Genomic DNA, 23,586 nt, shown 5'->3' on the forward strand with positions numbered 1-23,586 from the left:
CAGGGCTGGGCGCCGCAGGGCTGGGCGCCGGCGCGCCGGCCATCGTCGAGCGGGGGGCCGCCGGACGGGGTGCCGCCGCAGGGGCGGCTGGCCGCAACCGCGGCGCCGGGGGCAGAGGAGCGGGAGCGTCGTCGATGGGCGGCACCGCCATGATGGGCGCCATGGCCGAGGGCGGCTCTGCCTGGGGCGCCGCGGCGGGCGCAGCCTCCTCCGCGCGCAGCGCAGCGGAGACGGTGCGCAGCTCCCTCAGCACCTCCTGCGGACCTAGGGACGCGCCATCGCCCCTGGCCGGCTCGGTCCGAACCGGCAGGTTTCCAAAGCTGCGATACTTCAAGCCTGGCGTGTTCATGGCGGCGGCCACCCGCGCCACGTCTGGCTCCTGGCCCATCGAAAACGCAAATCCTTGCTGCTGAAGTGGCCCTAGGATGCCTTTAAATCCGCGTCAACGAAACCCTGGACCCTGAAATTTAGATTGTTTGTATCGGCGCTTGCTTCAAATCAGATCAGAGTCGCGCGCAGCGAGAGTGGAGAGCAGGCTTAACGCGCCAGAGTAGTAATCGGGCATCGGCGGCACCACCGTTCCTGGCATCGCGAGGCGCGCAGGGCGAGGTTGGCCCCGACGGGCGGTGGCAAGCGCGGCGACGCCCCCGATGCCGGGAGAGGCGGCATAAGGCGAGATGATATTGGTGGTCAGGTCCACCCAGGCCGGCAGGTGGCGGTGGCGCGGATCATTCCAGAAATCGGCGGAGCCGGTGAGGCTCGGTTCCTGCGCGAGGCCCACCCAGGCCATGTAGAGCGGCACGCGCAGCGCGTCATAGGAAAAGCGCGGGGCCCAGTCGCCCGGCAGGGAGAGCAGGCCATCCACGCGGCGCACCGCCAGCCAGTCGGGCGGCAGCCCCCAGCGGCCGAAGCGGCCATTGCGCATCAGCGCCACGCCATCGGCGGCAACGCGCAGCCAGGCGGGGTCGGGCACGGCCTGGGCCAGGGCGCGGATCGCGGGGAAGGCGTAGTAGGACGGGTTCACGATGGTGTGGTCCGCGCGCTCGAAGCCGCGCGCGCCCGGCAGCAGCACCCAATAGGTGCCGGCGCGCCGGACCAGCAGGCGCAGGATATCACGGGCCAGGGCGGTGCCCTGCGCCGTGTGGTCGCGATTGCCCCAGCGCTGGCCTGCCTCCAGCAGCGCCCAGGCCATGAACAGATCGCCGTCGGTCGCGTTGTTGGGGTCATCCACCGGCGTCGCGGCACCGGGGCGGAAGCGCCAGGAGAAAAGCTCATCCTGGGGGCGCCGGAGCGTGGTGACGGTCCAGGCGAGGAGGCGGTCGAAGCTCTCGCGGTCATCGGCGCGGACGGCGGACATGAGCGCCCAGCCCTGGCCTTCGGAATGCGAGATGTTCTGGTTGCCCGTGTCCACGATCCGGCCTTCGGGCGCCATGAAACGGTCGCGGAAGGCGGCCCATTCGGCGCGCTGGATGTCGGTCGGCGGGCGCAGCCGCGCGGCTGCAGCCGGGGCGGCGGCGAAAGCGGGGAGCGCTGCGGCGGAAAGGCCGAGCAGCGCATGGCGCCGCGACACTCCAGGGGGGGCAACCAGGGTCAAGCGTCGGTCCTCGGCAGGTGGGTTCACCACGGGGGGTTCGCCAGGGATGGTTCATCCCGCGGACCAGCGGCACGGGGATGCCGAAGGCGTCGCGAGCTATCTCGACGCCACCCTAGAAGGATGAACGCAAGGGTTGCAACAAGAATGTTGCATAAAAACGGGATGTCTCGCAATTTGAGACATTGGGGCAGGGGCTTGTCAAACCAGCCTGCTCAGCTTCCCCTGTCGCCCCGTCCCAGAAAGAGACCACGTCATGGCCCTTCGCCTCATCACCTTTGCCCATGCCAACACCACCCGCCCCGGCGCCATGCTGGGTGATGCCGAGGTGCTGGACCTGACCGCCGCCGGCCTGCCGCAGGCCGACATGGCCGCGATCATCGCCGCCGGCGCACCTGCGCTCGCCGCGATCCGCGCCCTCGTCGCCCATCCGCCGGCCGCGGCGCGCGTGGCGCTTTCGGCCGTGAAGCTGCTGGCCCCCCTGCCCCGCCCGGCCCGCAACATCTTCTGCGTCGGCCGCAACTACATGGACCATGTGGCGGAAGGCGACCGCACCCGCGGCATCACCAATTCCGAGCTGCCGAAATTCCCGCAATTCTTCACCAAGGCGCCGGAGACGGTGATCGCGAATGGAGACACCATTCCGGACCACGGCGCGACCGGCGTGACCCAGTGGCTCGATTACGAGGCCGAACTCACGCTCATCATCGGCAAGCCGGGTGCCAACATCGCGAAGGAAGATGCGCTCAGCCACGTCTTCGGCTGGACCATCGCCAATGACGTGACGGGCCGCGACCTGCAGCGCCGCTACGGCCAATGGTTCAAGGGCAAGTCGCTGGACGGCTCCTGCCCCCTCGGCCCCTGGATCGTGCCGGCGGATGAGCTGGACGCGAGCGACCTCGCCATCCAGCTCTGGATCAATGGCGAGCAGCGCCAGTCCAGCCGCACCAGCAAGATGATCTTCGACGTGAAGGAGATCCTGCACCATCTCTCCAAGGGCTTCACCCTCCTGCCCGGCGATGTGGTGATGACCGGCACGCCCGAGGGCGTGGGCTATGCGATGGTGCCGCCGCAGGTGCTCAAGACCGGCGACGTGGTGAAGATCCGCGTCGAGGGCATCGGCGAGCTGACCAACCCGGTCGGCTGATGCGCCCCCTGCCCTTGCTGCCCACCACGGTGGTGGGCAGCTATCCCCAGCCCGCCTGGCTGCTCGACCAGGAGGCGCTGCGCTCGCGCCTCGTCCCCCGCGTCCGCATGCCGGAGATGTGGCGCGTGGCGCCGGAATTCCTGGCCCAGGCGCAGGATGACGCGACCGTCCTCGCGATGCGCGACATGGAGCGCGCGGGCATCGACATCATCACCGATGGCGAGATCCGCCGCGAAAGCTACTCCAACCATTTCGCCTCGGCGCTGGAGGGCATCGACCCGTCCGGCCCCGGCGAGGTGGTGGGCCGCACCGGCGCCAAGACGCTGGTGCCGCGCGTCATCGGCCGCATCCGCCGCAAGCACGCCGTCGAGGTGCGCGACGTGGCCTTCGCCCGCGCCAATACCGACCGCGCGGTGAAGATCACCCTGCCCGGCCCCTTCACCATGAGCCGGCAGTGCCAGAACCTCTCCTACAAGGACGAGGCGGAGCTCGCGATGGACTACGCCATCGCGCTCAATGCCGAGATCCGCGAGCTGAAGGCGGCCGGCGCGGATGTGATCCAGCTCGACGAGCCCTGGATGCAGGCCTTCCCCGACATGGCGCGCGCCTTCGCCGTGCCGGCCATCAACCGCGCGCTGGAAGGCATCGAGGGCACCACCGTCGTGCATCTGTGCTTCGGCTACGCGGCGATGGTGAACCAGAAGCCCTCCGGCTACTCCTTCCTGCCGGAACTTGCCGACTGCGCGGCCGGGCAGATCTCGATCGAGGCGGCACAGCCCAAGCTCGACCTCGCCATCCTCAGGGAATTGCCGGGCAAGACCATCATGCTGGGCGTGCTCGACCTCGGCTCGAAGGAGGTCGAAACCGCCGAGGTGGTGGCGGATCGCATCCGCGCCGGCCTCAAGGTGCTGCCAGCGGAGAAGATCGTGCCCGCACCCGATTGCGGGATGAAATACCTGCCGCGCGAACGCGCCTTCGGGAAGCTGAAGGCGCTGGCGGATGGGGCGGCGATCGTGCGGCGCGAGTTGGGCGCCTGAGGCGCCGCATCAGGCCGGCGGAGTAACGCCGAGCCTGGCCGCCACGCGGCGCGCCGTCGCTTCGCGCTGCACTGTCACCGGCGCCACCAACGCCTGCATCTGGGCCAGGATCGCGGGTGGCGCCGTCTCGGGCGTCCCGGCATTGAAGGGCGGCTCCGGCGCATAGGCCATGTAGAGCTGGATGCCCTGCGCGGCCGCCTCGCCGCGGAGTTCGGCCACGAGTTGCAGCGCGCCGTCGATGCCGGCGGTCACGCCGGCAGCGAAGACCCAGTCGCCATCCACCACCACGCGCTGGTCCACCGGGATGGCGCCGAAATAGGGGAGCAGGTGGAAGGAGGCCCAATGCGTCGTGGCCCGCCGTCCCTTGAGCAGCCCGGCCGCGCCGCAGACCAGCGCGCCGGTGCAGACCGAGAAGATGCTGTGCACGCCCGCCGCCTGGGCGCGGATCCAGGCAAGCACGTCCTCATCCTCCATCAGCGCCTCCTGTCCGAACCCCCCCGGGATATGCAGCACGTCCAGCTGCGGGGCGTCGGCGATGGCGGCGTCGGGCGTGATGCGAAGGCCCTTCAGGTCGCGGATCATCTCGCCGGTCTTGCCGTAGAGGCGATAGGTGGAATTCGGAATGCGGGCCAGCACCTCGAAGGGGCCGGTGAGGTCGATCTGGTCAATCCCCTCAAAGATGAGGGAGCCGATGTTGAGGTGGCGGTTCGGGTCGATCACGGGTGCATCTCCTTGGGCGTCGATGGGCGGCGGAAGCGGTCACGATAGTCGCCGGGCGAGGCGCCGATCTGGCGCAGGAAGGCGCGGCGCATCGTCTCCTCCGTGCCGAAGCCGCAGCTGGCGACGACATCGGCCAGGGCGCCTCGCCCGGCCTCCAGCCGCCGCCGCGCCGCCTCCACGCGCAGCTGCTCGAGGAAGCGCGCGGGGGTGACGCCGGTCTCTTCGCGGAAGACGCGGGCGAATTGGCGGGGGCTGAGGCAGGCTCGGCCGGCCAGCGCCTCGACCGAGAGCGGGCGGTGCAGGTTCTCCGACATCCAGGCCATGACGGCGCCCAGGCGCGGTCCGCCGCGGCTTTGCGCGGCGAGCACGGCGCTGAACTGCTTCTGGTCGCCCGGGCGGCGGAGAAACAGCACCAGCTCCCGCGCCACGGCCAGCGCCAGCTCGTGGCCGTGATCCTCCTCGATGAGAGCGAGCACAAGGTCCATCCCGGCGGTGACACCGGCCGAGGTCCAGAGATGGCCGTCGCGGATGAAGATGGGCTCGGGGTCCACGATGACGCCCGGATGGCGGCGGGCGAGTTCGGCACAGAAGCGCCAATGGGTGGTGACGCGGCGCCCCTCCACCAGCCCGGCCGCGGCGAGGATGAAGGCACCGGTGCAGACGCTGACGAGACGCTTGGAACGCGGGGCCAGATGGCGCACCAGCTTCTGCAGCGCGCGATCATGCGCCCGCTCCCGCGCGCCCTCGCCGCCGATGACGATCAGCGTATCGAGCGCGGTGAGGGCAAGAAGCGAGGCTTCGGTCTCCGCCGGGCGGAAGGTGAGGTTGGAGGAGGTCTGCGCGAGGCCCGGCCCGGGGACGACATGGCACATCACGTCATAGAGGCGCGTGGGCGCGGTGCGGCCCTGTGCCAGACCGTGCAGGCGGCCGGCCTGACCCAGCACCTCAGCCGGGCCGGCGAGGTCCAGAAGCTGGACGGGGGCCGGGCCCAGGATGAGGACGCGGCGCGGAGCGGGTTCGGCGCTGGGCATGGCGGCATGCTGGGGCCGTGACGGGCATGGCAGCAATGCCATTCTCCCCACTGATTCGGCCATCCACGCCGGTGGCAGGATTTGAGGGGAAAACGTCATTGTTGCCAGGGGCGCTCCGGAGGAGCCTTGCCGGGGAATTGCAGCGAGATGCCCATGACCCTGGCCACGAAACTCCCGCGCCGCCTGCTCCCCGCGCTCGGCGCCGCCATGCTGGCCGGCCCGGCCTGGGCCTTCCCGGAGCGTGCGCTGCGCATCATCTCGCCCTTCCCGCCCGGCAGCCTGAGCGACACGGTGGCGCGGAGCCTCGCACAATCGCTCTCCGCCGTGCTCGGGCAGCCGGTGGTGGTGGAGAACCGCGCGGGAGCGGGTGGCGGTATCGGCGCGCTCGCCGCGGCGCGCGCACCGGCGGATGGCTACACGCTCTTCCTGGGCATGGTGGACATCATGGCGGTGAACCCCTTCACCTACCGCAACCTCGCCTACGATCCGGAGCGCGACTTCGCGCCCGTCACCTTCGTCAGCCAGATCCCGACGGCGCTGATGGTGGGGCCCGCGCGGCGTGACATCACAAGCTTCGCCGGGCTGGTCGCCGCGGCCAAGGCAAGACCAGGGGCGCTCTCCTATGCGAGCTGGGGGGTGGGCAGCACCTCGCAGCTCGCCTTCGAGCGGATCTCGCGCGCGGCGGGAACGAGCTTCCTGCACGTGCCCTATACGGGCGGCGCGCCGGCCATCCAGGCCGTGGTGGCGGGCCAGGTGGATGTGATGGTGCTGCCGGCGGGCGCGGCCGCCGCGCTGTCACGCCAGGATGGCATCCGCGTGCTGGCCGTCGCCTCCGCGCAGCGCCTGCCGATCATGCCCGACGTGCCGACGCTGACCGAACTCGGCCTGCCGCTCGTGCTCAGCCTGTGGCAGGCGGTCTATGTGCCGGCGCGCACGCCCGCACCCATCGTGGCGCAGCTCAACACCGCGCTGCGCGAGGCGATGCGGGCACCCAGCTTCGTCGAGATCCTGCGCGGCCAGGCGGGCGTGCCGGAGCCGGGCACGCCGGAGGAACTGGCCACCTTCGAGCGGGGCGAGCGCCAGGCCTGGGGTGCCGTCGTGCGCGAGCTCGATATCAAGATCGAGTAGCGCCGCCTCAGGCGGGCGCCACATCCAGGCGGATCACGTCCTCCGCCACGGCGGGATACATCGCCATCACCTTCGGGTCGTGGCCAGGAATCACATGCTGCCGGCTCTCGGCCAGGCCCGGCAGCATCGCCTGCGCGGCCAGGTAGTCCTCCACATTCACCACCACCGGGAAGGGCACGCCCGTCTCGGCATTGGCGAAGAAATGCATGGCATCCGAGGCCAGCACCACCCAGCCGCGCTTCGTGTGCACGCGCACCACCTGCAGGCCGGGCGCATGGCCGCCGACATGGCGCACCGTGATGCCGGGCGCCACCTCGCTCTCGCCCTCATGGAAGGTCACGCGCTCGCCATGCACCAGGCGGACGAAGCTCACCACCTGCTCCACATCATAGGCGCGGCGGAGGAAGGGGCGGCACATGCAGGGGCCGACCGCGTGCTGGATTTCGCAGGCCTGGGCGTGGAAGCGGGCGCGGGGGAATTTCTCGAAATTGCCGGCATGGTCCCAGTGCAGATGGGTGCTGATGATGCCCGTCACATTCTCCGGCTTCACGCCCAGCGCGGCGAGGCCCTCCGTCGGGCAGCGGAGGAAATCGTGACCGCGCTTCGTGCAGGTCTCGCGATCGGCGCCGCTGTCGATCAGGATGGCCTGGCCGTCGCGCACCGCGGCCCAGACGAAGAAATCCATGGGCATGGGGCCGTCATGGATGTCGCCCGGCGCCACCATGAAATTGTCCCGCACCTGGCGGCGCGGATTGGTGGCGTAGCGGATGGCGTAGAGCTCGTAGGTCATGGCGTTTCTCCCTCTCGGTGATGCTGGACAGGCGCGCGGGTGGCGTCCAGCCTGGACGCGAAACGAGGAGGACACGCCATGCGGATGAAAGCCGCCGTGCTGCAGGCCCAGGGCCTGCCGCGCCCCTATGCCGAGACGCGGCCGATGAGCATCGAGGAGGTAGAACTCGCACCGCCCGGCCCCGGCGAGGTGCTGATCGAGATCGCCGCCGCCGGCCTCTGCCATTCCGATCTTTCCACCATCGAGAACCAGCGCCCGCGCCCGCTGCCCATCATCATCGGCCATGAGGGGGCGGGCATCGTCCGTGCGCTGGGCGACGGCGTGACCGGGCTGAAGGAGGGTGACCATGTGGTGGCGCTGTTTGTCACGAGCTGCGGCGAGTGCCGCTATTGCGTGCGCGGGCGGCCGAACATCTGCGGCGCCTCCTTCGAGACGCGGGCCAAGGGCACGCTGATGTCGGGCGCGCGGCGGCTGAAGCGGCTGAATGGCGAGGTGGTGAACCACAATTCCGGCCTCTCGCTCTTCGCGCAATTCGCGGTCGTGATGCGCGACAGCCTGGTGAAGATCGAGAAGGACATTCCGCTGGAAGATGCGGCGCTCTTCGGCTGCGCGGTGATGACGGGCGCGGGTGCCGTCATCAACACGGCGCGGCTGCGGCCTGGTGAGGAGGTGGCGGTGGTGGGCCTCGGCGGTGTTGGGATGAACGCGCTGCTCGGCGCCGTCGCGGCGGGGGCGTCGCGGATCATCGCGGTGGATACCAGCCAGGCGAAGCTCGACCTCGCACGTGAATGGGGAGCGACGGACACCTTCCTCGCGGGCAACGAAGACTGCGCAGCGGCGGTGCGGGAGGCGACGGCGGGCGGCCTGGACACGGTGATCGAGACCGCCGGCACCATTCCGGCCTTCGAGCTGGCCCATGCCATCACCGCGCGCGGCGGCAGCACGATCAGCGCGGGCTTGCCCAATGTGGCCGCGAAATTCTCCTATCTGCATGCGGCGCTGGTGAGCGAGGAGCGCAGTATCCGCGGCAGCTACATGGGCAGTTGCGTGCCCAACCGCGACATTCCGCTGCTGCTGAGCCTGTATCGCCGCGGCAAGCTGCCGGTGCAGAAGCTGCGCAGCGGTTTCGTCAGCCTCGACGAGATCAATGAGGGTTTCGACCGGCTGGCGGAGGGGACGGTGCTGCGGCAGATCCTCAGGCCGAACGCCTAGCGCCCCAACGCCTAGCGCCCCAACGCCTAGCGCAAGGCGCGGGCCATGTCGTCCAGGCCTTCCAGCGTCATCGGGAACATCCGCCCCTCCATCGCGTCCTGGATGAGGCCGATGGAGGTGGTGTAGCCCCAATGCTTCACCGGCGTGGGGTTCAGCCAGGCCACGCGGCGGAAATGCGTGGTGATGCGCTTGAGCCAGACCTTGCCGGCCTCCTCGTTCCAATGCTCCACGCTGCCGCCGGGCTCCACGATCTCGTAGGGCGACATGGAGGCATCGCCCACGAAGACGACACGCCAATCGGGGCCATAGGTGCGCAGGATTTCCCAGGTGGGGGTCTGCTGCTCGGCGCGGCGGCGGTTGGACTTCCAGAAGCGCTCATAGGGGCAATTGTGGAAGTAGAGGTGGACGAGGTGCTTGAACTCGGATTTGGCGGCGCTGAACAGCTCCTCCGAGGCGCGGATATGGTCATCCATGCTGCCGCCGATGTCGAGCAGCAGCAGCACCTTCACCGCGTTGCGCCGCTCGGGCCGCATCTTGAGGTCGAGCGTGCCGGCATTGCGCGCGGTGGCGCCGATGGTGCCGTCAATGTCCAGCTCATCGGCCGCACCCTGGCGGGCGAAGCGGCGCAGGCGTCGCAGCGCCAGCTTCATGGCGCGGGAAGAAAGCCCGGCGTCATCCGCCAGATCACGGAACTCCCGCTTGTCCCAGACCTTCACGGCGCGGCGCTGGCGTGAGCCTTCTTGCCCGATCCGCACGCCCTCGGGGTTGAAGCCCTCGGCGCCGAAGGGCGAGGTGCCGTTGGTGCCGATCATCCGGTTGCCGCCCTGGTGGCGCTTCTTCTGCTCGGCGAGCCGCTCCTTCAGCGTCTCCATCAGCTTCTCGAAGCCGCCCATGGCCTCGATCTTCTTCATCTCCTCGGGCGAGAAGAAGCGCTCGGCCAGCTTCTTCAGCCATTCCTCGGGCAGCTCGCGCGGGATGATCTCGCCGGTGATGGTGGTCGCCGGCTCCAGGCCCTTGAAGACCTGGCCGAAGACGACGTCGAAGCGATCCAGGTGGCGCTCATCCTTCACCAGGGTCGCGCGGGCGAGGTGGTAGAAGTCGTCCAGGTCGTAATCGGCCACGCCGGCCTTCATCGCGCCCATCAGCATGAGCCATTCGGTGAGCGAGGCGGGCAGCCCGGCCTTGCGCAACTCGAGGATGAAGGGGGCGAACATCGGCCTAGGTCCGATCGCCCATGGCCGGCTTCGGCCATGGCGTGAATCGGCCCGTCAGCAACGAGGCGGTGATGGGGTGCGGACGCATGTCGGCTCCCATCATCGCCGCGCGCGGCTGAGGAAGGCGAGGCGCTCGAAGAGGTGCACATCCTGCTCGTTCTTGAGCAGCGCGCCGTAGAGCGGCGGGATCGCGACCTTCGCATCTTGGCTGCGCAGCGCCTCGGCCGGCATGTCCTCGATCATCAGCAGCTTCAGCCAATCCAGCAGCTCGCTGGTGGCGGGCTTCTTCTTCAGCTCATTCACCTCGCGCATCTGGAAGAAGACGTTCAGCGCCTCGCGCGCGAGGTCGGCGCGCAGGTTGGGGTAATGCGCGTCGAGGATGCGCTCCATCGTCTCGCGGTCGGGGAAGCGGATGAAGTGGAAGAAGCAGCGGCGCAGGAAGGCGTCCGGCAGCTCCTTCTCGTTGTTCGAGGTAATGATGACGATGGGGCGGTGGCGCGCGACAATCGTCTCCTTCGTCTCGTAGACATGGAACTGCATGCGGTCGAGTTCCAGAAGCAGGTCGTTCGGGAATTCGATGTCGGCCTTGTCCACCTCGTCGATCAGCAGCACCACCGGCGTCTCGCTCGCGAAGGCCTCCCAGAGCTTGCCGCGGATGATGTAGTTGGAGACGTCCCGCACGCGCTCATCGCCCAGCTGCCCGTCGCGCAGGCGGCTCACCGCGTCGTATTCGTAGAGGCCCTGCTGCGCCTTGGTGGTGGATTTGATGTGCCACTCGATCAGCGGGTAGCCGAGGCTGCGCGCAATCTCCTGCGCCAGCACGGTCTTGCCGGTGCCGGGCTCGCCCTTGACCAGGAGAGGGCGTTGCAGGGCGATGGCGGCATTGACCGCCACCTCCAGCTCGCGCGGCGCGATGTAGCGTTCGGTGCTGGCGAATTTCTTCACGGGGGGCATGGCCTCTTGGTTTCCGGCTTCCATCTTCGCGCTTTCCTGACTTGCGGCAAAGGGCGTGGCGTGTTTACCCGCGGCCATGGACATCTACTTCGTCGCCCTGGTCGCGCTCGGCATCGCCGGGATGATCGAATCGCGCAGCTCCACCCCCGGGTTGCGCCCGGAATATGAACCGGCGGACCGCGCCTTCCGCTGGCTTGGGCGCTCCGCCTTCGCCATGTGGCTGGCGCTGCTGGTCTTCGGCTTCTGGGAATTCCCCTGGTGGCAGCCGGTCTCGGGGCTGGTGGGCTCGCTCGCGGCCAATGCGCTGGTGCTGCAATATGGCGCCAGGCCCTATTGGCCGGGCGTCGCCATGGGGCTTGCGCTGCTGGGGCTCGGGCTGGCGAGCAAGATCTTCTTCGACGCGTTCTGAGAGGCCCGCATGATCCGCCGCGTCGCCTTGGTCACGCTTCTTCTCGCCACGCCCGCGCTCGCCCAGCACAATCACTACGCCGGCATGCAGCAGCGGGAGATCCGCGCCCTCTCGCCGCAGCAGGTCGAGGATCTGCTGGCCGGGCGGGGCATGATGCTGGCCTTGGCCGCCGAGCTGAATGGCTGGCCCGGGCCCATGCATGTGCTGGAACTGGCCGAGCCGCTGCGCCTGACGCCCGAGCAGCGACGCGAGACCGAGGCGCTGATGGCCGCCCACCGGGCCGAGGCGCGGCGGATCGGCGCCGAGATCGTGGGCGCGGAGCGCGGCCTGGACGCCGCCTTCCGCGAACGCCGCATCAGCCCGGAGGAGATCACGGCCGAGACCAACCGGATCGGCGCCTTGCAGGCGGCGTTGCGGGCGGAGCATCTCAGGACGCATCTCGCGCAGACCGCCCTGCTGACGCCCGCGCAGGTCACGCGCTATGGGGAGTTGCGTGGCTACGCGGGCGGGCCACCGGCGGCGCCGGGGCACCGCCACCGGCACTGAGGCTCAGGCGGCAAACCGCGCGAAATCCACCGCCAGCCGCTCATAGATCGCCCGCTTGAAGGGCACGGCCATGCCCGGCAGTTCCGCCAGCCGCGCCCAGCGCCAGGCGTCGAATTCCGGATGGGGATCGAGGTCGAGGCGGATATCGGCATCCACGCCCAGGAAGCGCAGCGCGAACCATTTCTGCGTCTGGCCGCGATATTTGCCGCCCAGCGCCTTGCCGATCAGCTCGGGCGGCAGGTCGTAATTCAGCCATTCCGGGTGTTCGGCCAGGATCTCGGCCTTCGCGGTGCCGATCTCCTCCTCCAGCTCGCGGAAGACGGCGACAGCCGGGTCCTCGCCCTCATCCATGCCGCCCTGGGGCAGCTGCCAGCCGCCGGGGGCCCCTTCGGCATTGGGCATGTCGGCCCGGCGGGCAACGAGGATCAGCCCCGCCGCGTTGAACAGGACGGCGCCGACATTGGGGCGATAGGGCAGCTTCATCGGGTCGCGATCTCCGGGCGGCGGACGAGGGCGGTGACGGGGGCCAGGGCCACGCCGCGGGCGTCGAGCCCGCCGGTCCAGGCGATGAGGCGCTCCAGCGCCACGGGCGTCACCTCGCCCAGATAGCCCAGCGCGCTGCCGCGCTCGCGCGCCAGGCGTTCGAGCTGGGCCAGGCGCTGCTCGATCTCGCCGCGGGTATGCGGCTCATCCACCACCACATCCACGGTGAAGCCCCAGACGCGCTCGGGGTGCGGCGCGCCGGGCCGGACGTCGAAATAGAGCAGGCCCCGCGCGTTGAGGGCGAGCTGCATCTGCGCGAAGGGCTCGGCCATGGCGGCGAAGCGCTCGCCACGCATGGAGGCGATCGCGCCCACCGCGCCGACATGGCCGGGGAAGCGCGCCAGCAGCCAATCGAGGCGCTGCGCGTTCTCGCCGGCGGAAAGGGTGGTGAGCAGGGCGCGGTGGCCGGGGTCGTTCATCGGGAAGCCGGTCGGCTCCATCGGGAGGGCCAGAAGCGTCTCGAAATCGCGGTCGCGCGCCGCCTCGATCAGGGGGGCGGGATTGGGGGCATAGGGGGTGAAGGCGAGCGCGATATTGCGCGGCAGGGTTCGGATCGCCTCCTCCGAGAGGCTTGCGCGCAATCCGACGCCGCCCAGGATGAGCGCCACGCGCGGGCGGGTGTCCTGCCGGTCGAAGGGGCGGGCATAGACGCGCATGGGCATGCTGCCATCAGGCCCAATGCGCGGCAGGGCGCCGACGGCGGCGAATTCCACCAGCGTCGGGTCGAGATAGCGGGAGAGGCTCTCCGGCACGCCGCGGGGCGCAGGCGGCGGCGGGGGTGGCTGCTCGACCGGCGCCACGGCCAGGACCGGCGCCTCCTCGGTCACGGGCGGGCCGAGGATGGCCAGCGTGATGCCGGCCCCGCCGAAGCCGAGCAGCACGACGATCCAGAAGACGCCGAGCCAGATCCAGCCGCGCCGGCCGCCCGCGGGCGGCGTGTCCAGGCTTTCCTCGGGCACGGCGGGCGGGTGGCTCCTCTCAGCGCTGCGCGCGGCGCTGCGGGTTGGCCGCCATGGCGCGCACGAGCGAGAGGCCCTGCTGCAACTGGAAATCCGTCTCGGGCTTGGTGATGTCGAGCGCGGGCCAGCCCTCGGGCGGCTGGTTCTGCACGCGCTCGGTGATGGAGGCGGGCAGGTTGAGCGGCGGCAGCGTCACCGTGGGCGGCGCGGGCGTATTGGCGCCCTCGGCCCGGAGCGAGCGGCGGAGATCCTGTTCGCGATCGCGGGTCGGCGCGGCGGCGGCGGTCTGGGCGTCCTGGCGCGTCGCGCGCACCTCGAAATCGGGCTCGATGCCCGTCGCCTGGATGGAACGGCCGGAGGGGGTGTAGTAGCGCGCCGTGGTCAGGCGGATCGCGCCGTTGTTGCCGCCGAGCGGCATGACGGTCTGCACCGAGCCCTTGCCGAAGCTGCGCGTGCCCAGCACCACCGCACGGCGGTGATCCTGCAGCGCGCCGGCCACGATCTCGCTCGCGCTGGCGGAGCCGCCATTGATCAGGACCACCATGGGCAGGCCCTGGGTGATGTCGCCCGCGCGGGCATTCCAGCGCTGCGCGTCCTCGGGGCGGCGGGCGCGGGTGGAGACGATCTCGCCCTGGTCCAGCAGGTCATCCGTCACCTGGACGGCCTGGTCGAGCAGGCCGCCCGGGTTGTTGCGCAGGTCGAGCACCACGCCGCGGAGGTTGCCGCCGGCCTGCTGGCGCAGCGTGGTCATGGCGCGGCGCAGGTTCACCTCGGTCTGCTCGTTGAAGGAGGTGATGCGGATATAGGCGATGTCGCCGCCTTCCAGGCGGAAGCGCACCACCTGCGGGCGGATCACGTCGCGCGTGATGGAAATCTCCAGCGGCCGCTGCTCGCCCTCACGCCGGACCGTGAGGCGGATCGAGGTGCCGCGCTCGCCGCGCATCTGGTCCACCGCTTCCTGCAGGGTCATCCCCTGGGTGGAATTGCCGTTGAGATGGGTGATGAAGTCGCCGGGGCGGATGCCGGCACGGGCGGCCGGCGTCTCGTCGATCGGCGAGATGACGCGGATATAGCCGCCCTCCTGCGTCACCTCGATGCCGAGGCCGCCGAATTCGCCGCGCGTCTGCACCTGCATGTCGCGGAAGTTACGGGGATTGAGATAGGCGCTGTGCGGATCGAGGCCGGTGAGCATGCCGTTCACGGCGTTCTCGACCAGGTCGCGGTCCTGCACCGGCTCGACATATTCGGCGCGGACGCGGGCGAAGACATCGCCGAAGAGTTGCAGCAGGCGGTAGGTCTCGGCGCGGCCGCCATCGCCCGCCCCCTGGGCCCAGGCCGCGACGAGCGGGCCGACGATGATGCCCGCCGCGAAGGCGCCCGCCACGGCGGCAGTGGTCCCGACCTTGAGCTTCATCCAGCGAGCCTCATTCCCAGTGGTCCGGGCGCCTCAGGCCTGACGCGCCCCGAAAGTTTCACACGCACGCTCCGCTGATGGCTGGCGGCGCCGCCCGGCGAGAGCCGGAATCGGGCCACGCAATACCCCATCATCACGCCCATGAAAGCTTAAAGCTTCCGGAACGCCACGCAATAAATCCCGACATGCGCCTTTGGGGAGCGAAAGCAACCCCGTGTCACGCTTTGTCTCAGAGGTCTCAAGGGGTGGAACGGCCGGCCACCACGGCGCCGGGCGGCACATCGGCCAGGACGGCCGCGCCCGCGCCCACCACCGCATCGGCGCCGATCACGATGTTGGGCGCCACCACGACGCCGGGGCCGATCATGGCCCGCGCCCCCACCCGCACGCCGCCGCAGAGCACGGCGCCGGGGGCCACATGCGCGCCCTCCTCCAGCACCACGTCATGCTCGATGATGGCGCCGGTGTTCACCAAAGCGAGGCGGCCGATCCGGGCCAGCGCGCCCAGCACCACGCGGGGCATCACCACCGCACCCTCCGCCACCTCGGCGCTGCGGGCGCGGATCACCGAGGGGTGCAGCAGCACGGGCAGCGGGCAGGCCAGGCGCGCCGCCGCCTCCAGCCGCAGGCGGTTGCCGCCGAGCGCGATCAGCAGCGGCCCGCCATCATGCGCCGCCTCGTCGCCCAGCACGGGCAGGCCGAGCATGGGCGGCAGGGGGGCGCGGGCGTCGAGAAAGCCATGCGGGTCGAAACCGGCATCCCGCGCGGCCTCGCAGACGGCGCGGCCATGGCCGCCGGCGCCCAGGATCAGGACCCGCATGAGAATAACCATGTGGTGGAGTCGGAAATTTCGTGTAGGAGGGGCGGGCCAGGGAGTTTTCGGGACATGCGGGACTTGGATTTGCTGCGGCTGGAACGCCGCGTCGGCCTCATGCTCGCGCCGCTGGCCGAGCAGCCGGGGGCGGCGATCGGTGTGACGCGCGATGGCGTGCTGCTGCTGCGCCGCTCGGTCGGCCTCGCCTCGCTCGACCTGCATGCGCCGCTCGGCGTCAACAGCTGCTTCCGCATCGCCTCCGTCTCCAAGCAATTCACCTGCGCCGCCATCCTGCTGCTGGAGCGCGACGGGCTGCTCCGCGTGGAGGATCCGGTCTGCCGGCACCTGCCGGAACTGCCCGAATCGCTCGCCAGCATCACGCTCGACCACCTGATGCGCAACTCATCCGGCCTGCGCGACATGCTGGAATTGCTGCGCCTCGGCGGGGCCGACCTCGCCACGCCCGTCACCGCTGCCGATCTGGATGCCGCCATCGCGCGGCAGAGGACGCTGAACTTCGCGCCCGGCGCGCGCTTCCTCTACTCCAACAGCGGGTTCTGGCTGCTGGGGCGCGTCATCGAGCGCGTCTCCGGCCAGAGCCTCGCCGATTTCCTGGAAAGCCGGATCTTCCTGCCGCTGGGCATGACGCGCACGCGGCACACGCCGGACCTGACGCGGCCGGTGCGCGGCCTCGTCACCGGCTACCTGCCCGATGGCGCGGGTGGCTTCACCGCGGCGCGGCATGGCTTTCCGCTGGGCGGCGAGGGGGGCCTCGTCTCCTGCGTCGAGGATCTGGCGCTCTGGGCGCGCAGCCTCTCGGTGGGCGGCCTCGGCCGGGACATCGAGACGCGGCTGGAGACCACCCTGCCCTTCACCGGCGGCGCGATGAACCGCTACGCGCTGGGCCTTGAGGTGGAGGAGTGGCGCGGGCTGCGCCTGGTGAGCCATGGCGGGCTCTGGCCGGGCTACAAGACGGCCTTCCTGCGCATCCCCGACCGGCGGCTGACGGTGATGGTGCTGGCCAACAACGCGGCGCTCGATCCGCACCACATGGCGCTGCAGGTGCTGGAGGCGGCGCTGGGGAATGATCCGGCCCTGCAGCCGGAGCCCCCGGCGCTGGACCATGCGGCGATGACCGGCACCTGGCTGAGCGAGGCGGAGGGGCTGTCGCTCGACATCGCCGCCGATGGCACGGCCCGGATGCATGGCGTGCCCTTCGCGCTCATTCCCACGGCGGATGGCCGCATGAAGGCGCGGCGCGGCGCCTTCCCCTTCGCCGCCAGCCGGCCGGTGGGCGAGACGATGGAGGTGGAGTTCGAGGCCGGCCATCGCGCGCGGTTCCGCCGCGCCGCGCCCGTCGCGCTGCCCGCCCTGGACGGGGCCTGGCATTGCGCGGAGCTGGCCGCCACCTGGCACATCACGGGCGGCGTGATGCAGGCCGAAGGACCGGTCCGGCGCGGCCCGCCCTCGGCCATCACCGCGCTGGGCCCGCGCCATCTGCGCGTCGCCATGCCCTCCGCGCTGTTCGAGGGCTGGGCGGATGCGGTGCTGGCCGAGGATGGCCGGAGCCTGGTGGTGAATGCCAGCCGGGCGCGGGGCCTCGTCTTCACCCGCGGCTGAGGCGGCGGAAGTTACGCCCGTTATCCACAGACCGCGGCCATGGCTTCGGGCCGGGCGCGGGAGTATGGAGAGGGCAGATGAACAGCATCCCTCCACCCCCGGATGATCGCGGGCTTTTCGGCCTCGGCTCCCGCCTGCCGCCCGCGAGCCTGGAGGCCGAGCAGGCGCTGCTGGGCGCGCTGCTGGCGAACAACAAGGCCTATGAGCGTGTCAGCGAGTTCCTGGAGGCCGAGCATTTCGCCGATGCCATCCATGGCCGCATCTATGCCGCCATCCGCCGCCGGGTGGAGAATGGCCAGCTGGCCGATGCCGTCACCCTGCGCCATGAATTCGAGCACACCGGCGAACTGGCGGAGGTCGGCGGCCCCGCCTATCTGGCGCAGCTGCTGGGCGCCATGGTCGGCATCGTCAATGCGGGCGAATACGGCAAGCTGATCCATGACTGCTATATCCGCCGCCAGCTGATCGACCTCGGCGAGCAGGTGGTGAACCGCGCCTATGGTTCCGAGCCCGAGCTGGAGGGCAAGCACCAGATCGAGGCCGCCGAGCAGCAGCTCTTCGACCTCGCGACCGAGAAGGCGAGCGAGGGCGGCGCCATCAGCTTCGAGCGCGCGCTGATCCGCGCCGTCGAGATCGCCGCCAAGGCGAAGGAGAGCGGCGGCGGCGTCTCGGGGCTTTCGACCGGGCTGCGCGACCTCGATGCCAAGATGGGCGGGCTGCACGACAGCGACCTGATGATCCTGGCCGGCCGCCCCGGCATGGGAAAGACCGCGCTCGCCACCAAGATCGCCTTCGGGGCCGCGCGCGCCCTGCTGCGCGAGGCGGAGGAGACGGGCGGCAAGCCCGGGCATGTCGCGATCTTCTCGCTGGAAATGAGCGCGGACCAGCTGGCCAACCGCCTTCTCTCGGAAGCCAGCCGCATCCAGGGCGACCGCATCCGCCGCGGCGAGATCAGCCAGCGGGAGTTCGACCATTTCGTCGGCGTCAGCCGCGAGCTGGCGCAGCTGCCCATCCTGATCGACGATACGCCGGCCATCACGCTCTCGGCGCTGCGCACGCGCTGCCGGCGCATCCAGCGCACCAAGGGGCTGCGCTTCCTGGTGGTGGACTACCTCCAGCTCATGCGGCCCGCCGCCGGCACGCGGCCGGAATCCCGCGTGCTGGAAATCAGCATGATCACCCAGGGGCTGAAGGCCATCGCGAAGGAGCTTTCCATCCCGGTGATGGCGCTCTCCCAGCTCTCGCGCGCGGTGGAGCAGCGCGAGGACAAGCGGCCGCAGCTGAGCGATTTGCGTGAATCGGGCTCGATCGAGCAGGACGCGGACAGCGTCTCCTTCATCTATCGCGACGAATACTATTTGAAACAAAAAGAACCGAAGATCACCAACTACCCCGACGACGCCAAGTTCCAGGACGCGATGACCCGCTGGCAGCAGGACATGGAACGCGCCCACAGCAAGGCGGACCTCATCATCGCCAAGCAACGCCATGGCCCCACCGGGACCATCCCGCTCTTCTTCGAGGCCGAGTTCACCCGATTCGGCGATCTCGACACCACGCATGAGCAAAGCTATGGCGATTGAATGCCCCATGGCCTTCTGACCATTGATTGCGGCGCCGTGGTGCGGAACTGGCGCCGGCTCTGCGAGATCCACGCCAGCGGCGCCGTCGCCGCCGTGCTGAAGGCCGATGCCTATGGGCTGGGCGCCGCCCCCATCGCGCGCGCGCTGCGCGATGCCGGTTGCCGGCATTTCTTCGTGGCGACCGTCGAGGAAGGGGAGGCGCTGCGCGCCATCCTGGGCGAGGGCCCGATGGTGGCGGTGCTGGGCGGCTTCCCGGCCGGGAAGCATCCGGGCCTCACCCCGGTTCTCAACAGCCTGGACGACATCAAGGCGCATTCCGGCCCGGCCATCCTGCATGTGGATAGCGGCATGGCGCGCCTGGGTCTCTCGGCGGGCGAGCTGGAGAAGCTGGCGGAGGACCCCACGCCGCTGGAGGGCATCGAGCTGCTCTTCGTGATGACGCATCTCGCCGTCGCCGAGGACCCGCAGCACCCGCTGAACCTCGCGCAGCTCAACCGCTTCAACGAGGCCTGCCTCCGCCTGCCGCGGGCGCGGCGCAGCATCGCCAATTCCTCCGGCATCTTCCTCGGTCCCCGCTTCGGCAGCGAATTGGCGCGGCCGGGAGCCGCCCTCTATGGCATCAACCCGACCCCGGGGCGGCCCAACCCGATGGAGCAGGTCTTCACCCTCAGCGGGCAGGTCCTGCAGCGGCGCGAGATCGCGGCGGGGCAGACGGTGGGGTATGGCGGCACCTGGCTGGCGACGCGGCCGAGCCGCATCGCCACCATCGGCATCGGCTATGCCGACGGACTGCCGCGCGCCCTGGAAGGCCGCCTCAAGGGGCGCTATCGCGGGCAGGAATTTCCGCTGGTGGGCCGCGTCTCGATGGACCTGATGACCTTCGACGTGACGGGCATCAAGGGCCTGAAGCCCGGCCGCTGGATCGAGATCATCGGCCCGCACCAGGATGCCGACAGCCTGGCCGCGATGGCGGGCACCATCGGCTATGAGCTGCTGACCTCGCTCGGCCGCCGCTTCCGGCGGGATTACCTCCCGGCATGAACCGCTTCCTCGACGCGCTCGCGCTGATCGGGCGCGGCCTGATCGGCGCCTGCCGGACCCTTGGCGATGTCGCGATCTTCGCGGCGGTGGGTGTGTCGCACCTGCTGCGGCCGCCCTTCCATTTCCGGCAGTTCTGGCGGCATTTCGTCGAGATCGCCTATTTCTCCCTGCCCGTGGTCGCGCTGACCGCGCTCTTCACCGGCATGGTGCTGGCGCTGCAGAGCTTCACGGGCTTCTCGCGCTTCAATGCCGAGAGCGCGATCGCGAGCGTCGTCGTGCTCTCCGTCACCCGCGAATTGGGGCCGGTGCTGGCGGCGCTCATGGTGGCCGGGCGCATCGGTGCCGCGATGGCGGCCGAGATCGGCACCATGCGCGTGACCGATCAGGTGGATGCGCTGACCACGCTCTCGACCGATCCGATGAAGTATCTCGTCACGCCGCGTCTGCTGGCGGCGACGCTGGCCATGCCGCTCCTGGTGATCGTGGCGAATATCCTGGGCGTGCTGGGCGGCTTCCTGATCGGCACGGTGAAGCTGGGCTTCGTGGCGCAGACCTATCTCGACAACACCTGGGACGTGCTGGAGGTGATGGACGTGGTCAGCGGCCTGGTGAAGGCGGCCGTCTTCGGCTTCGTCATCGCGCTGATGGGCAGCTGGTGCGGCTACAACAGCAAGGGCGGCGCGCAGGGCGTGGGACAGGCGACGACGGCGGCGGTGGTGGCCTCCTCCATCCTCATCCTGGCGCTGGACTATGTGATCACCGAGGCGTTTTTCAGCCGATGACCCCGTCTGATCGCGAAGCGGAGCGAAGCGTGAATCAGCCGGGCAGCAATCCCACGCCGAAGATCAGATTGCGCGGGCTGACCAAGTCCTTCGGGGCGAAGCGCGTGCTGGATGGCGTGGACCTCGATGTGCGGGCCGGCCATTCCATGGTGCTGCTGGGCGGCTCCGGCTCCGGCAAGTCGGTCACCATCAAGTGCATCCTCGGTCTCATCACGCCCGATGAGGGGCTGATCGAGGTGGATGGGCAGGACATCGCGAAGCTCTCGCGGCGGGACCGCGCGGCGCTGCGGGACCGCATCGGCATGCTGTTCCAGAATGGCGCGCTGTTCGACAGCCTGCCGGTCTGGGAAAATGTCTGCTTCAAGCTGCTGGCGCAGAAGCGCATCACGCGCGCCGCCGCGCGCGACAAGGCGGCCGAGGTGCTGGCGCAGGTGGGCCTCGCCGCCAGCGTGGGCGATCTTTCGCCGGCCGAGCTTTCGGGCGGCATGCAGAAGCGCGTGGCCCTGGCCCGCGCGGTGGCGGCGCAGCCCGACATCATCTTCTTCGACGAGCCGACCACGGGCCTCGACCCGATCATGGGTGCCGTGATTGACGGGCTGATCGTGGATTGCGTGGAGCGGCTGGGGGCGACGGCCTTTTCCATCACGCATGACATGGCGAGTGCGCGCCGCATCGGCGATGACGCGGCGATGATCCACAAGGGCAAGATCGTCTGGACCGGCAGCGCCGAGAATCTTGGCGAGACGGGCAATGCCATGGTGGACCAGTTCGCGCGCGGCGAGCGCGAGGGGCCGATCCAGATGGAATTGCGCAAGTAGGGCTTACCCGCCCGGCGTGCGGGCCGCCTCGATGATCTCGCGGAAGAGGCGGGCGGGCAGCGTGCCGCCGCGCACGTCATCCATGCCCGTATTGTCGTCATTGCCGAGCCAGACGCCGATGACGAGCGGGCCGGAGGGCGTCTGCACGAAGCCCATGAACCAGGCGTCGCGGTAATCCTGCGTGGTGCCGGTCTTGCCGCCGGTGACGAGGCCGGGGATGGCGGCGGCGCGGCCGGTGCCGCCCCGCACCACGCTCACCATCATGTTGCGCATGCGCTCGGCCGCTTCGGCGCTGATGACCTGGGCGGGTTCTGTGCGCGGCGCGGGGAGCGTGCGGCCCTCGGCCTCCACGCGCTGCATGCCATAGGGCGTCACGCGCCGGCCGCCATTCACCATGGCGGCATAGCCGGCGGCAAGATCAATGAGCGTGACTTCGCCCGTGCCGAGCGCGATGGAGGCATCGCGCGGGAAGCGGCCATTCACGCCGAGGCGCATGGCCACATCCGCCACGCCGCGCGGCCCGCCGCCCATCTGCATCACCCGCACGGCCGAGGTGTTCACCGAATGGGCGAAGGCCTCGTCCAGCGTGATGGAGCCGCGCGCGCGCCAATGCCCGTTGGAGGGCGACCAGCGGCCCATGGTGAGCGGCCCGTCGGCCACCTGGTCGAAGGGCGAGGCGCCATGTTCGAGCGCGGCCAGATAGACCATGGCCTTGAAGGTCGAGCCCGGCTGGCGCCGGGCATCGGTGGCGCGGTTGAAGGGGCTGCGGCGGAAATCGCGCCCGCCGGCCATGGCGCGCACGGCGCCCGTATTCGCATCGAGCACGACCACGGCGCCCTGCCCCACCTTCGCCTCGCGTCCCGCCTGGTCCAGCAGCGCGGCGAGGCGGGTTTCGACGGCATTCTGCCAGCGCGGATCGAGCGTGGTGCGGATCACCAAGTCGGCGCTGCCGGGGAAGGCGCGCGGGATATCCTCGAAGATCCAGTCGGCGAACCAGCCGCCATTGCGCGAAGGGCGCGGCGGGATCGCCATCTCCTGCACGGCGCGTTCCATCTGCTCGGAGGTGATGGCGCCGGTGGCGACCATGGCGGCCAGCACGTCCCGCGCGCGGGCCATGGCGCCATCGGGGTTGGCGCGCGGGCTGTAGCGCGAGGGGGCCTGGGGGAGACCTGCGAGGATCGCGGCCTGGGGCAGCGTCAGGCGCCGGGCGGAGACGCCGAAATAGAGACGGGCCGCGGCATCCACCCCATAGGCGCCGCCGCCGAGATAGACGCGGTTCAGATAGATCTCGAGCAGCTGGTCCTTGGTGAAGCGGTTCTCCAGCCAGAGCGCCATGATGGCTTCCTGCACCTTGCGCCGCGTGCTGCGGGCCGGGCTGAGGAAGAGGTTTTTCGCCAGCTGCTGCGTGAGGGTGGAGCCGCCCTGCACCACATCGCCGGCGTTCCAATTGGCATAGGCGGCGCGGGCCAGGCCGATCAGGTCGAGGCCGAAATGCTGGTGGAAGCGGCGATCCTCGATGGCGAGCAGGGCGGCGGGCAGGTGCGCCGGCAGGTCGCGCAGGCGCAGCGTCTCGCCATAGAGATCGCCCTGGTTGGCGAGCGGCCCGCCCTCGGCGGTCTGCAGCGTGACGCTGGGGCGGCGCTGATGGGTCAGCGCCGCATCGGCGCGCGGCATGTCATGGGTGAACCAGATCAGCAGGGCGCCGAAGGCGAGCAGGCCCCAGATGAGCAGGATGATGGCCGCGCGCAGCAGCATCCCGCCCAGGCTGCGGCGGCGCTTCGGCGCGGCGGGGCGCGCGCTGGATTTTGGCCCGCTCGGGGGGGACCGTGGTTCGACCCGGGGGGAGGGCCGGCTGGCAGGGGCCGGGGTTCGCAGCCTGGCGGCCGCCACTCTCGGCATGGCGCGGGTTTAGCATGGCGGGCGGGCGGGCGCATCAGGGAGTTTGGGGCGCGCCGGGCCGCCCACACCCGTCCCGCTTGACCCCGCCCCCCCCATCCCGCCATCTCCATCCTGTCGCAGCGCCCCGAGGATCCGGCCGCACAGCGGCCGGCGGCCACGCGATGAGCGCCGGGCCGGCGCACCATGTCTGAGGGCCGCAAGCCAAGCCGGCGGAGCCGCCGCCCGCCCCGCTTGACCCCAGCCCCGCAGCCCGCCATCTCCATCCCGTCGCAGCGTCCGGAGCATCCGGCCGCACGGCGGCCGGCGCGCCGCGCCCGCCCTTCCCTCCGCCGCA

General features: G+C 70.2%; 22 protein-coding genes and 1 pseudogene. 11 read left to right on the forward strand and 12 right to left on the reverse strand.

Going from position 1 to position 23,586, the window contains the following annotated elements; genetic code table 11:
* Both KTR66_RS23755 and KTR66_RS23760 read right to left on the reverse strand, forming a co-directional pair.
* A pseudogene (locus tag KTR66_RS23755) lies at positions 1–388 on the reverse strand (hypothetical protein); the annotation flags it as partial.
* 105 nt (positions 389–493) lie between these two features.
* A complete protein-coding gene (locus tag KTR66_RS23760; protein WP_213617168.1) occupies positions 494–1,594 on the reverse strand; it encodes a glycosyl hydrolase family 8 in 1,101 nt (366 codons plus the stop codon).
* 253 nt (positions 1,595–1,847) lie between these two features.
* On the opposite strand from KTR66_RS23760, the gene KTR66_RS23765 reads away from it, so the two are divergent.
* Together KTR66_RS23765 and KTR66_RS23770 are read left to right on the forward strand one after the other, a co-directional pair.
* The gene (locus KTR66_RS23765) at positions 1,848–2,738 is read left to right on the forward strand and encodes a fumarylacetoacetate hydrolase family protein (protein ID WP_213617170.1); all 891 of its coding nucleotides are present in this window, start codon (positions 1,848–1,850) and stop codon (positions 2,736–2,738) included.
* Positions 2,738–3,775, forward strand: coding sequence for a 5-methyltetrahydropteroyltriglutamate--homocysteine methyltransferase (locus tag KTR66_RS23770; protein ID WP_213617172.1), 1,038 nt, complete (start codon positions 2,738–2,740; stop codon positions 3,773–3,775). Before KTR66_RS23765 ends, KTR66_RS23770 begins: the two co-directional genes overlap by 1 nt.
* A 9-nt stretch (positions 3,776–3,784) precedes the next feature.
* Here KTR66_RS23770 and KTR66_RS23775 read toward each other — a convergent pair whose 3' ends face one another.
* Together KTR66_RS23775 and KTR66_RS23780 are read right to left on the reverse strand one after the other, a co-directional pair.
* Positions 3,785–4,495 carry a DJ-1/PfpI family protein gene (locus KTR66_RS23775; protein ID WP_213617174.1) on the reverse strand — a complete coding sequence of 237 codons (711 nt, stop codon included), beginning with the start codon at positions 4,493–4,495 and terminating at the stop codon, positions 3,785–3,787.
* Positions 4,492–5,526 carry a GlxA family transcriptional regulator gene (locus KTR66_RS23780; RefSeq protein WP_213617176.1) on the reverse strand — a complete coding sequence of 345 codons (1,035 nt, stop codon included), beginning with the start codon at positions 5,524–5,526 and terminating at the stop codon, positions 4,492–4,494. The genes KTR66_RS23775 and KTR66_RS23780 overlap by 4 nt, the downstream gene beginning before the upstream one ends.
* A 153-nt stretch (positions 5,527–5,679) precedes the next feature.
* On the opposite strand from KTR66_RS23780, the gene KTR66_RS23785 reads away from it, so the two are divergent.
* Complete coding sequence (locus KTR66_RS23785; RefSeq protein ID WP_213617178.1) at positions 5,680–6,654, forward strand: tripartite tricarboxylate transporter substrate binding protein; 975 nt, start codon at positions 5,680–5,682, stop codon at positions 6,652–6,654.
* Positions 6,655–6,661: 7 nt separating this feature from the next.
* Here the strand turns inward: KTR66_RS23785 and KTR66_RS23790 are convergent, their stop codons facing one another.
* Positions 6,662–7,444 (reverse strand): N-acyl homoserine lactonase family protein, encoded by a 783-nt coding sequence (locus tag KTR66_RS23790; protein WP_213617180.1) that lies wholly within the window; start codon positions 7,442–7,444, stop codon positions 6,662–6,664.
* A 78-nt stretch (positions 7,445–7,522) separates the two neighbouring features.
* Here KTR66_RS23790 and KTR66_RS23795 point away from each other — a divergent pair, with 78 nt between their 5' ends.
* Positions 7,523–8,656, forward strand: a complete 1,134-nt coding sequence (locus KTR66_RS23795; protein ID WP_213617182.1) for a zinc-dependent alcohol dehydrogenase family protein — start codon at positions 7,523–7,525, stop codon at positions 8,654–8,656.
* Positions 8,657–8,682: 26 nt separating this feature from the next.
* Here the strand turns inward: KTR66_RS23795 and KTR66_RS23800 are convergent, their stop codons facing one another.
* Positions 8,683–9,870, reverse strand: a complete 1,188-nt coding sequence (locus KTR66_RS23800; protein WP_213617183.1) for a VWA domain-containing protein — start codon at positions 9,868–9,870, stop codon at positions 8,683–8,685.
* Positions 9,871–9,969: 99 nt separating this feature from the next.
* On the reverse strand, positions 9,970–10,824 hold the full coding sequence (locus tag KTR66_RS23805) for a MoxR family ATPase (RefSeq protein WP_213617185.1): 855 nt from the start codon (positions 10,822–10,824) through the stop codon (positions 9,970–9,972).
* Between the two features lie 76 nt (positions 10,825–10,900).
* On the opposite strand from KTR66_RS23805, the gene KTR66_RS23810 reads away from it, so the two are divergent.
* Together KTR66_RS23810 and KTR66_RS23815 are read left to right on the forward strand one after the other, a co-directional pair.
* On the forward strand, positions 10,901–11,233 hold the full coding sequence (locus tag KTR66_RS23810; RefSeq protein WP_213617189.1) for a hypothetical protein: 333 nt from the start codon (positions 10,901–10,903) through the stop codon (positions 11,231–11,233).
* Positions 11,234–11,242: 9 nt separating this feature from the next.
* Positions 11,243–11,779 carry a Spy/CpxP family protein refolding chaperone gene (locus KTR66_RS23815; RefSeq protein WP_213617191.1) on the forward strand — a complete coding sequence of 179 codons (537 nt, stop codon included), beginning with the start codon at positions 11,243–11,245 and terminating at the stop codon, positions 11,777–11,779.
* Positions 11,780–11,782: 3 nt separating this feature from the next.
* Here KTR66_RS23815 and KTR66_RS23820 read toward each other — a convergent pair whose 3' ends face one another.
* The 4 genes from KTR66_RS23820 to KTR66_RS23835 all read right to left on the reverse strand — a co-directional run bounded on the left by KTR66_RS23820 (position 11,783) and on the right by KTR66_RS23835 (position 15,515).
* Positions 11,783–12,262 carry an RNA pyrophosphohydrolase gene (locus KTR66_RS23820; protein WP_213617193.1) on the reverse strand — a complete coding sequence of 160 codons (480 nt, stop codon included), beginning with the start codon at positions 12,260–12,262 and terminating at the stop codon, positions 11,783–11,785.
* A complete protein-coding gene (locus KTR66_RS23825) occupies positions 12,259–13,281 on the reverse strand; it encodes a divergent polysaccharide deacetylase family protein (RefSeq protein ID WP_213617195.1) in 1,023 nt (340 codons plus the stop codon). Before KTR66_RS23825 ends, KTR66_RS23820 begins: the two co-directional genes overlap by 4 nt.
* A 19-nt stretch (positions 13,282–13,300) precedes the next feature.
* Complete coding sequence (locus tag KTR66_RS23830) at positions 13,301–14,695, reverse strand: S41 family peptidase (protein WP_213617197.1); 1,395 nt, start codon at positions 14,693–14,695, stop codon at positions 13,301–13,303.
* A gap of 238 nt (positions 14,696–14,933) precedes the next feature.
* Positions 14,934–15,515, reverse strand: a complete 582-nt coding sequence (locus KTR66_RS23835; RefSeq protein ID WP_213617199.1) for a NeuD/PglB/VioB family sugar acetyltransferase — start codon at positions 15,513–15,515, stop codon at positions 14,934–14,936.
* Between the two features lie 66 nt (positions 15,516–15,581).
* Here KTR66_RS23835 and KTR66_RS23840 point away from each other — a divergent pair, with 66 nt between their 5' ends.
* The 5 genes from KTR66_RS23840 to KTR66_RS23860 all read left to right on the forward strand — a co-directional run bounded on the left by KTR66_RS23840 (position 15,582) and on the right by KTR66_RS23860 (position 21,353).
* Complete coding sequence (locus KTR66_RS23840) at positions 15,582–17,129, forward strand: serine hydrolase (RefSeq protein ID WP_213617201.1); 1,548 nt, start codon at positions 15,582–15,584, stop codon at positions 17,127–17,129.
* 77 nt (positions 17,130–17,206) lie between these two features.
* Entirely contained in the window at positions 17,207–18,712 is a 1,506-nt protein-coding gene (locus tag KTR66_RS23845; protein WP_213617203.1) for a replicative DNA helicase, read from the forward strand.
* Entirely contained in the window at positions 18,713–19,753 is a 1,041-nt protein-coding gene (alr, locus tag KTR66_RS23850) for an alanine racemase (protein WP_213617205.1), read from the forward strand.
* Positions 19,750–20,535 carry an ABC transporter permease gene (locus KTR66_RS23855; RefSeq protein WP_213617207.1) on the forward strand — a complete coding sequence of 262 codons (786 nt, stop codon included), beginning with the start codon at positions 19,750–19,752 and terminating at the stop codon, positions 20,533–20,535. The genes alr and KTR66_RS23855 overlap by 4 nt, the downstream gene beginning before the upstream one ends.
* A 29-nt stretch (positions 20,536–20,564) precedes the next feature.
* Entirely contained in the window at positions 20,565–21,353 is a 789-nt protein-coding gene (locus KTR66_RS23860; RefSeq protein ID WP_371819202.1) for an ABC transporter ATP-binding protein, read from the forward strand.
* A 3-nt stretch (positions 21,354–21,356) separates the two neighbouring features.
* Here KTR66_RS23860 and KTR66_RS23865 read toward each other — a convergent pair whose 3' ends face one another.
* The gene (locus tag KTR66_RS23865; protein ID WP_213617211.1) at positions 21,357–23,108 is read right to left on the reverse strand and encodes a transglycosylase domain-containing protein; all 1,752 of its coding nucleotides are present in this window, start codon (positions 23,106–23,108) and stop codon (positions 21,357–21,359) included.
* Positions 23,109–23,586: the final 478 nt, after the last annotated feature.

The sequence above is a fragment of the Roseococcus sp. SDR genome, from assembly GCF_019083995.1.
GTDB lineage: Bacteria > Pseudomonadota > Alphaproteobacteria > Acetobacterales > Acetobacteraceae > Roseococcus.

What these genes read in the sequence shown, in the direction of transcription:
- KTR66_RS23765 (WP_213617170.1), top strand. Translation starts at nt 1,848, where the DNA reads ATGGCCCTTCGCCTCATCACCTTTGCCCATGCCAACACCACCCGCCCC.
- KTR66_RS23770 (WP_213617172.1), top strand. Translation starts at nt 2,738, where the DNA reads ATGCGCCCCCTGCCCTTGCTGCCCACCACGGTGGTGGGCAGCTATCCC.
- KTR66_RS23780 (WP_213617176.1), bottom strand. Translation starts at nt 5,526, where the DNA reads ATGCCCAGCGCCGAACCCGCTCCGCGCCGCGTCCTCATCCTGGGCCCG.
- KTR66_RS23785 (WP_213617178.1), top strand. Translation starts at nt 5,680, where the DNA reads ATGACCCTGGCCACGAAACTCCCGCGCCGCCTGCTCCCCGCGCTCGGC.
- KTR66_RS23790 (WP_213617180.1), bottom strand. Translation starts at nt 7,444, where the DNA reads ATGACCTACGAGCTCTACGCCATCCGCTACGCCACCAATCCGCGCCGC.
- KTR66_RS23795 (WP_213617182.1), top strand. Translation starts at nt 7,523, where the DNA reads ATGCGGATGAAAGCCGCCGTGCTGCAGGCCCAGGGCCTGCCGCGCCCC.
- KTR66_RS23800 (WP_213617183.1), bottom strand. Translation starts at nt 9,870, where the DNA reads ATGTTCGCCCCCTTCATCCTCGAGTTGCGCAAGGCCGGGCTGCCCGCC.
- KTR66_RS23805 (WP_213617185.1), bottom strand. Translation starts at nt 10,824, where the DNA reads ATGCCCCCCGTGAAGAAATTCGCCAGCACCGAACGCTACATCGCGCCG.
- KTR66_RS23810 (WP_213617189.1), top strand. Translation starts at nt 10,901, where the DNA reads ATGGACATCTACTTCGTCGCCCTGGTCGCGCTCGGCATCGCCGGGATG.
- KTR66_RS23815 (WP_213617191.1), top strand. Translation starts at nt 11,243, where the DNA reads ATGATCCGCCGCGTCGCCTTGGTCACGCTTCTTCTCGCCACGCCCGCG.
- KTR66_RS23820 (WP_213617193.1), bottom strand. Translation starts at nt 12,262, where the DNA reads ATGAAGCTGCCCTATCGCCCCAATGTCGGCGCCGTCCTGTTCAACGCG.
- KTR66_RS23830 (WP_213617197.1), bottom strand. Translation starts at nt 14,695, where the DNA reads ATGAAGCTCAAGGTCGGGACCACTGCCGCCGTGGCGGGCGCCTTCGCG.
- KTR66_RS23835 (WP_213617199.1), bottom strand. Translation starts at nt 15,515, where the DNA reads ATGCGGGTCCTGATCCTGGGCGCCGGCGGCCATGGCCGCGCCGTCTGC.
- KTR66_RS23840 (WP_213617201.1), top strand. Translation starts at nt 15,582, where the DNA reads ATGCGGGACTTGGATTTGCTGCGGCTGGAACGCCGCGTCGGCCTCATG.
- KTR66_RS23845 (WP_213617203.1), top strand. Translation starts at nt 17,207, where the DNA reads ATGAACAGCATCCCTCCACCCCCGGATGATCGCGGGCTTTTCGGCCTC.
- alr (WP_213617205.1), top strand. Translation starts at nt 18,713, where the DNA reads ATGCCCCATGGCCTTCTGACCATTGATTGCGGCGCCGTGGTGCGGAAC.
- KTR66_RS23855 (WP_213617207.1), top strand. Translation starts at nt 19,750, where the DNA reads ATGAACCGCTTCCTCGACGCGCTCGCGCTGATCGGGCGCGGCCTGATC.
- KTR66_RS23865 (WP_213617211.1), bottom strand. Translation starts at nt 23,108, where the DNA reads ATGCTGCTGCGCGCGGCCATCATCCTGCTCATCTGGGGCCTGCTCGCC.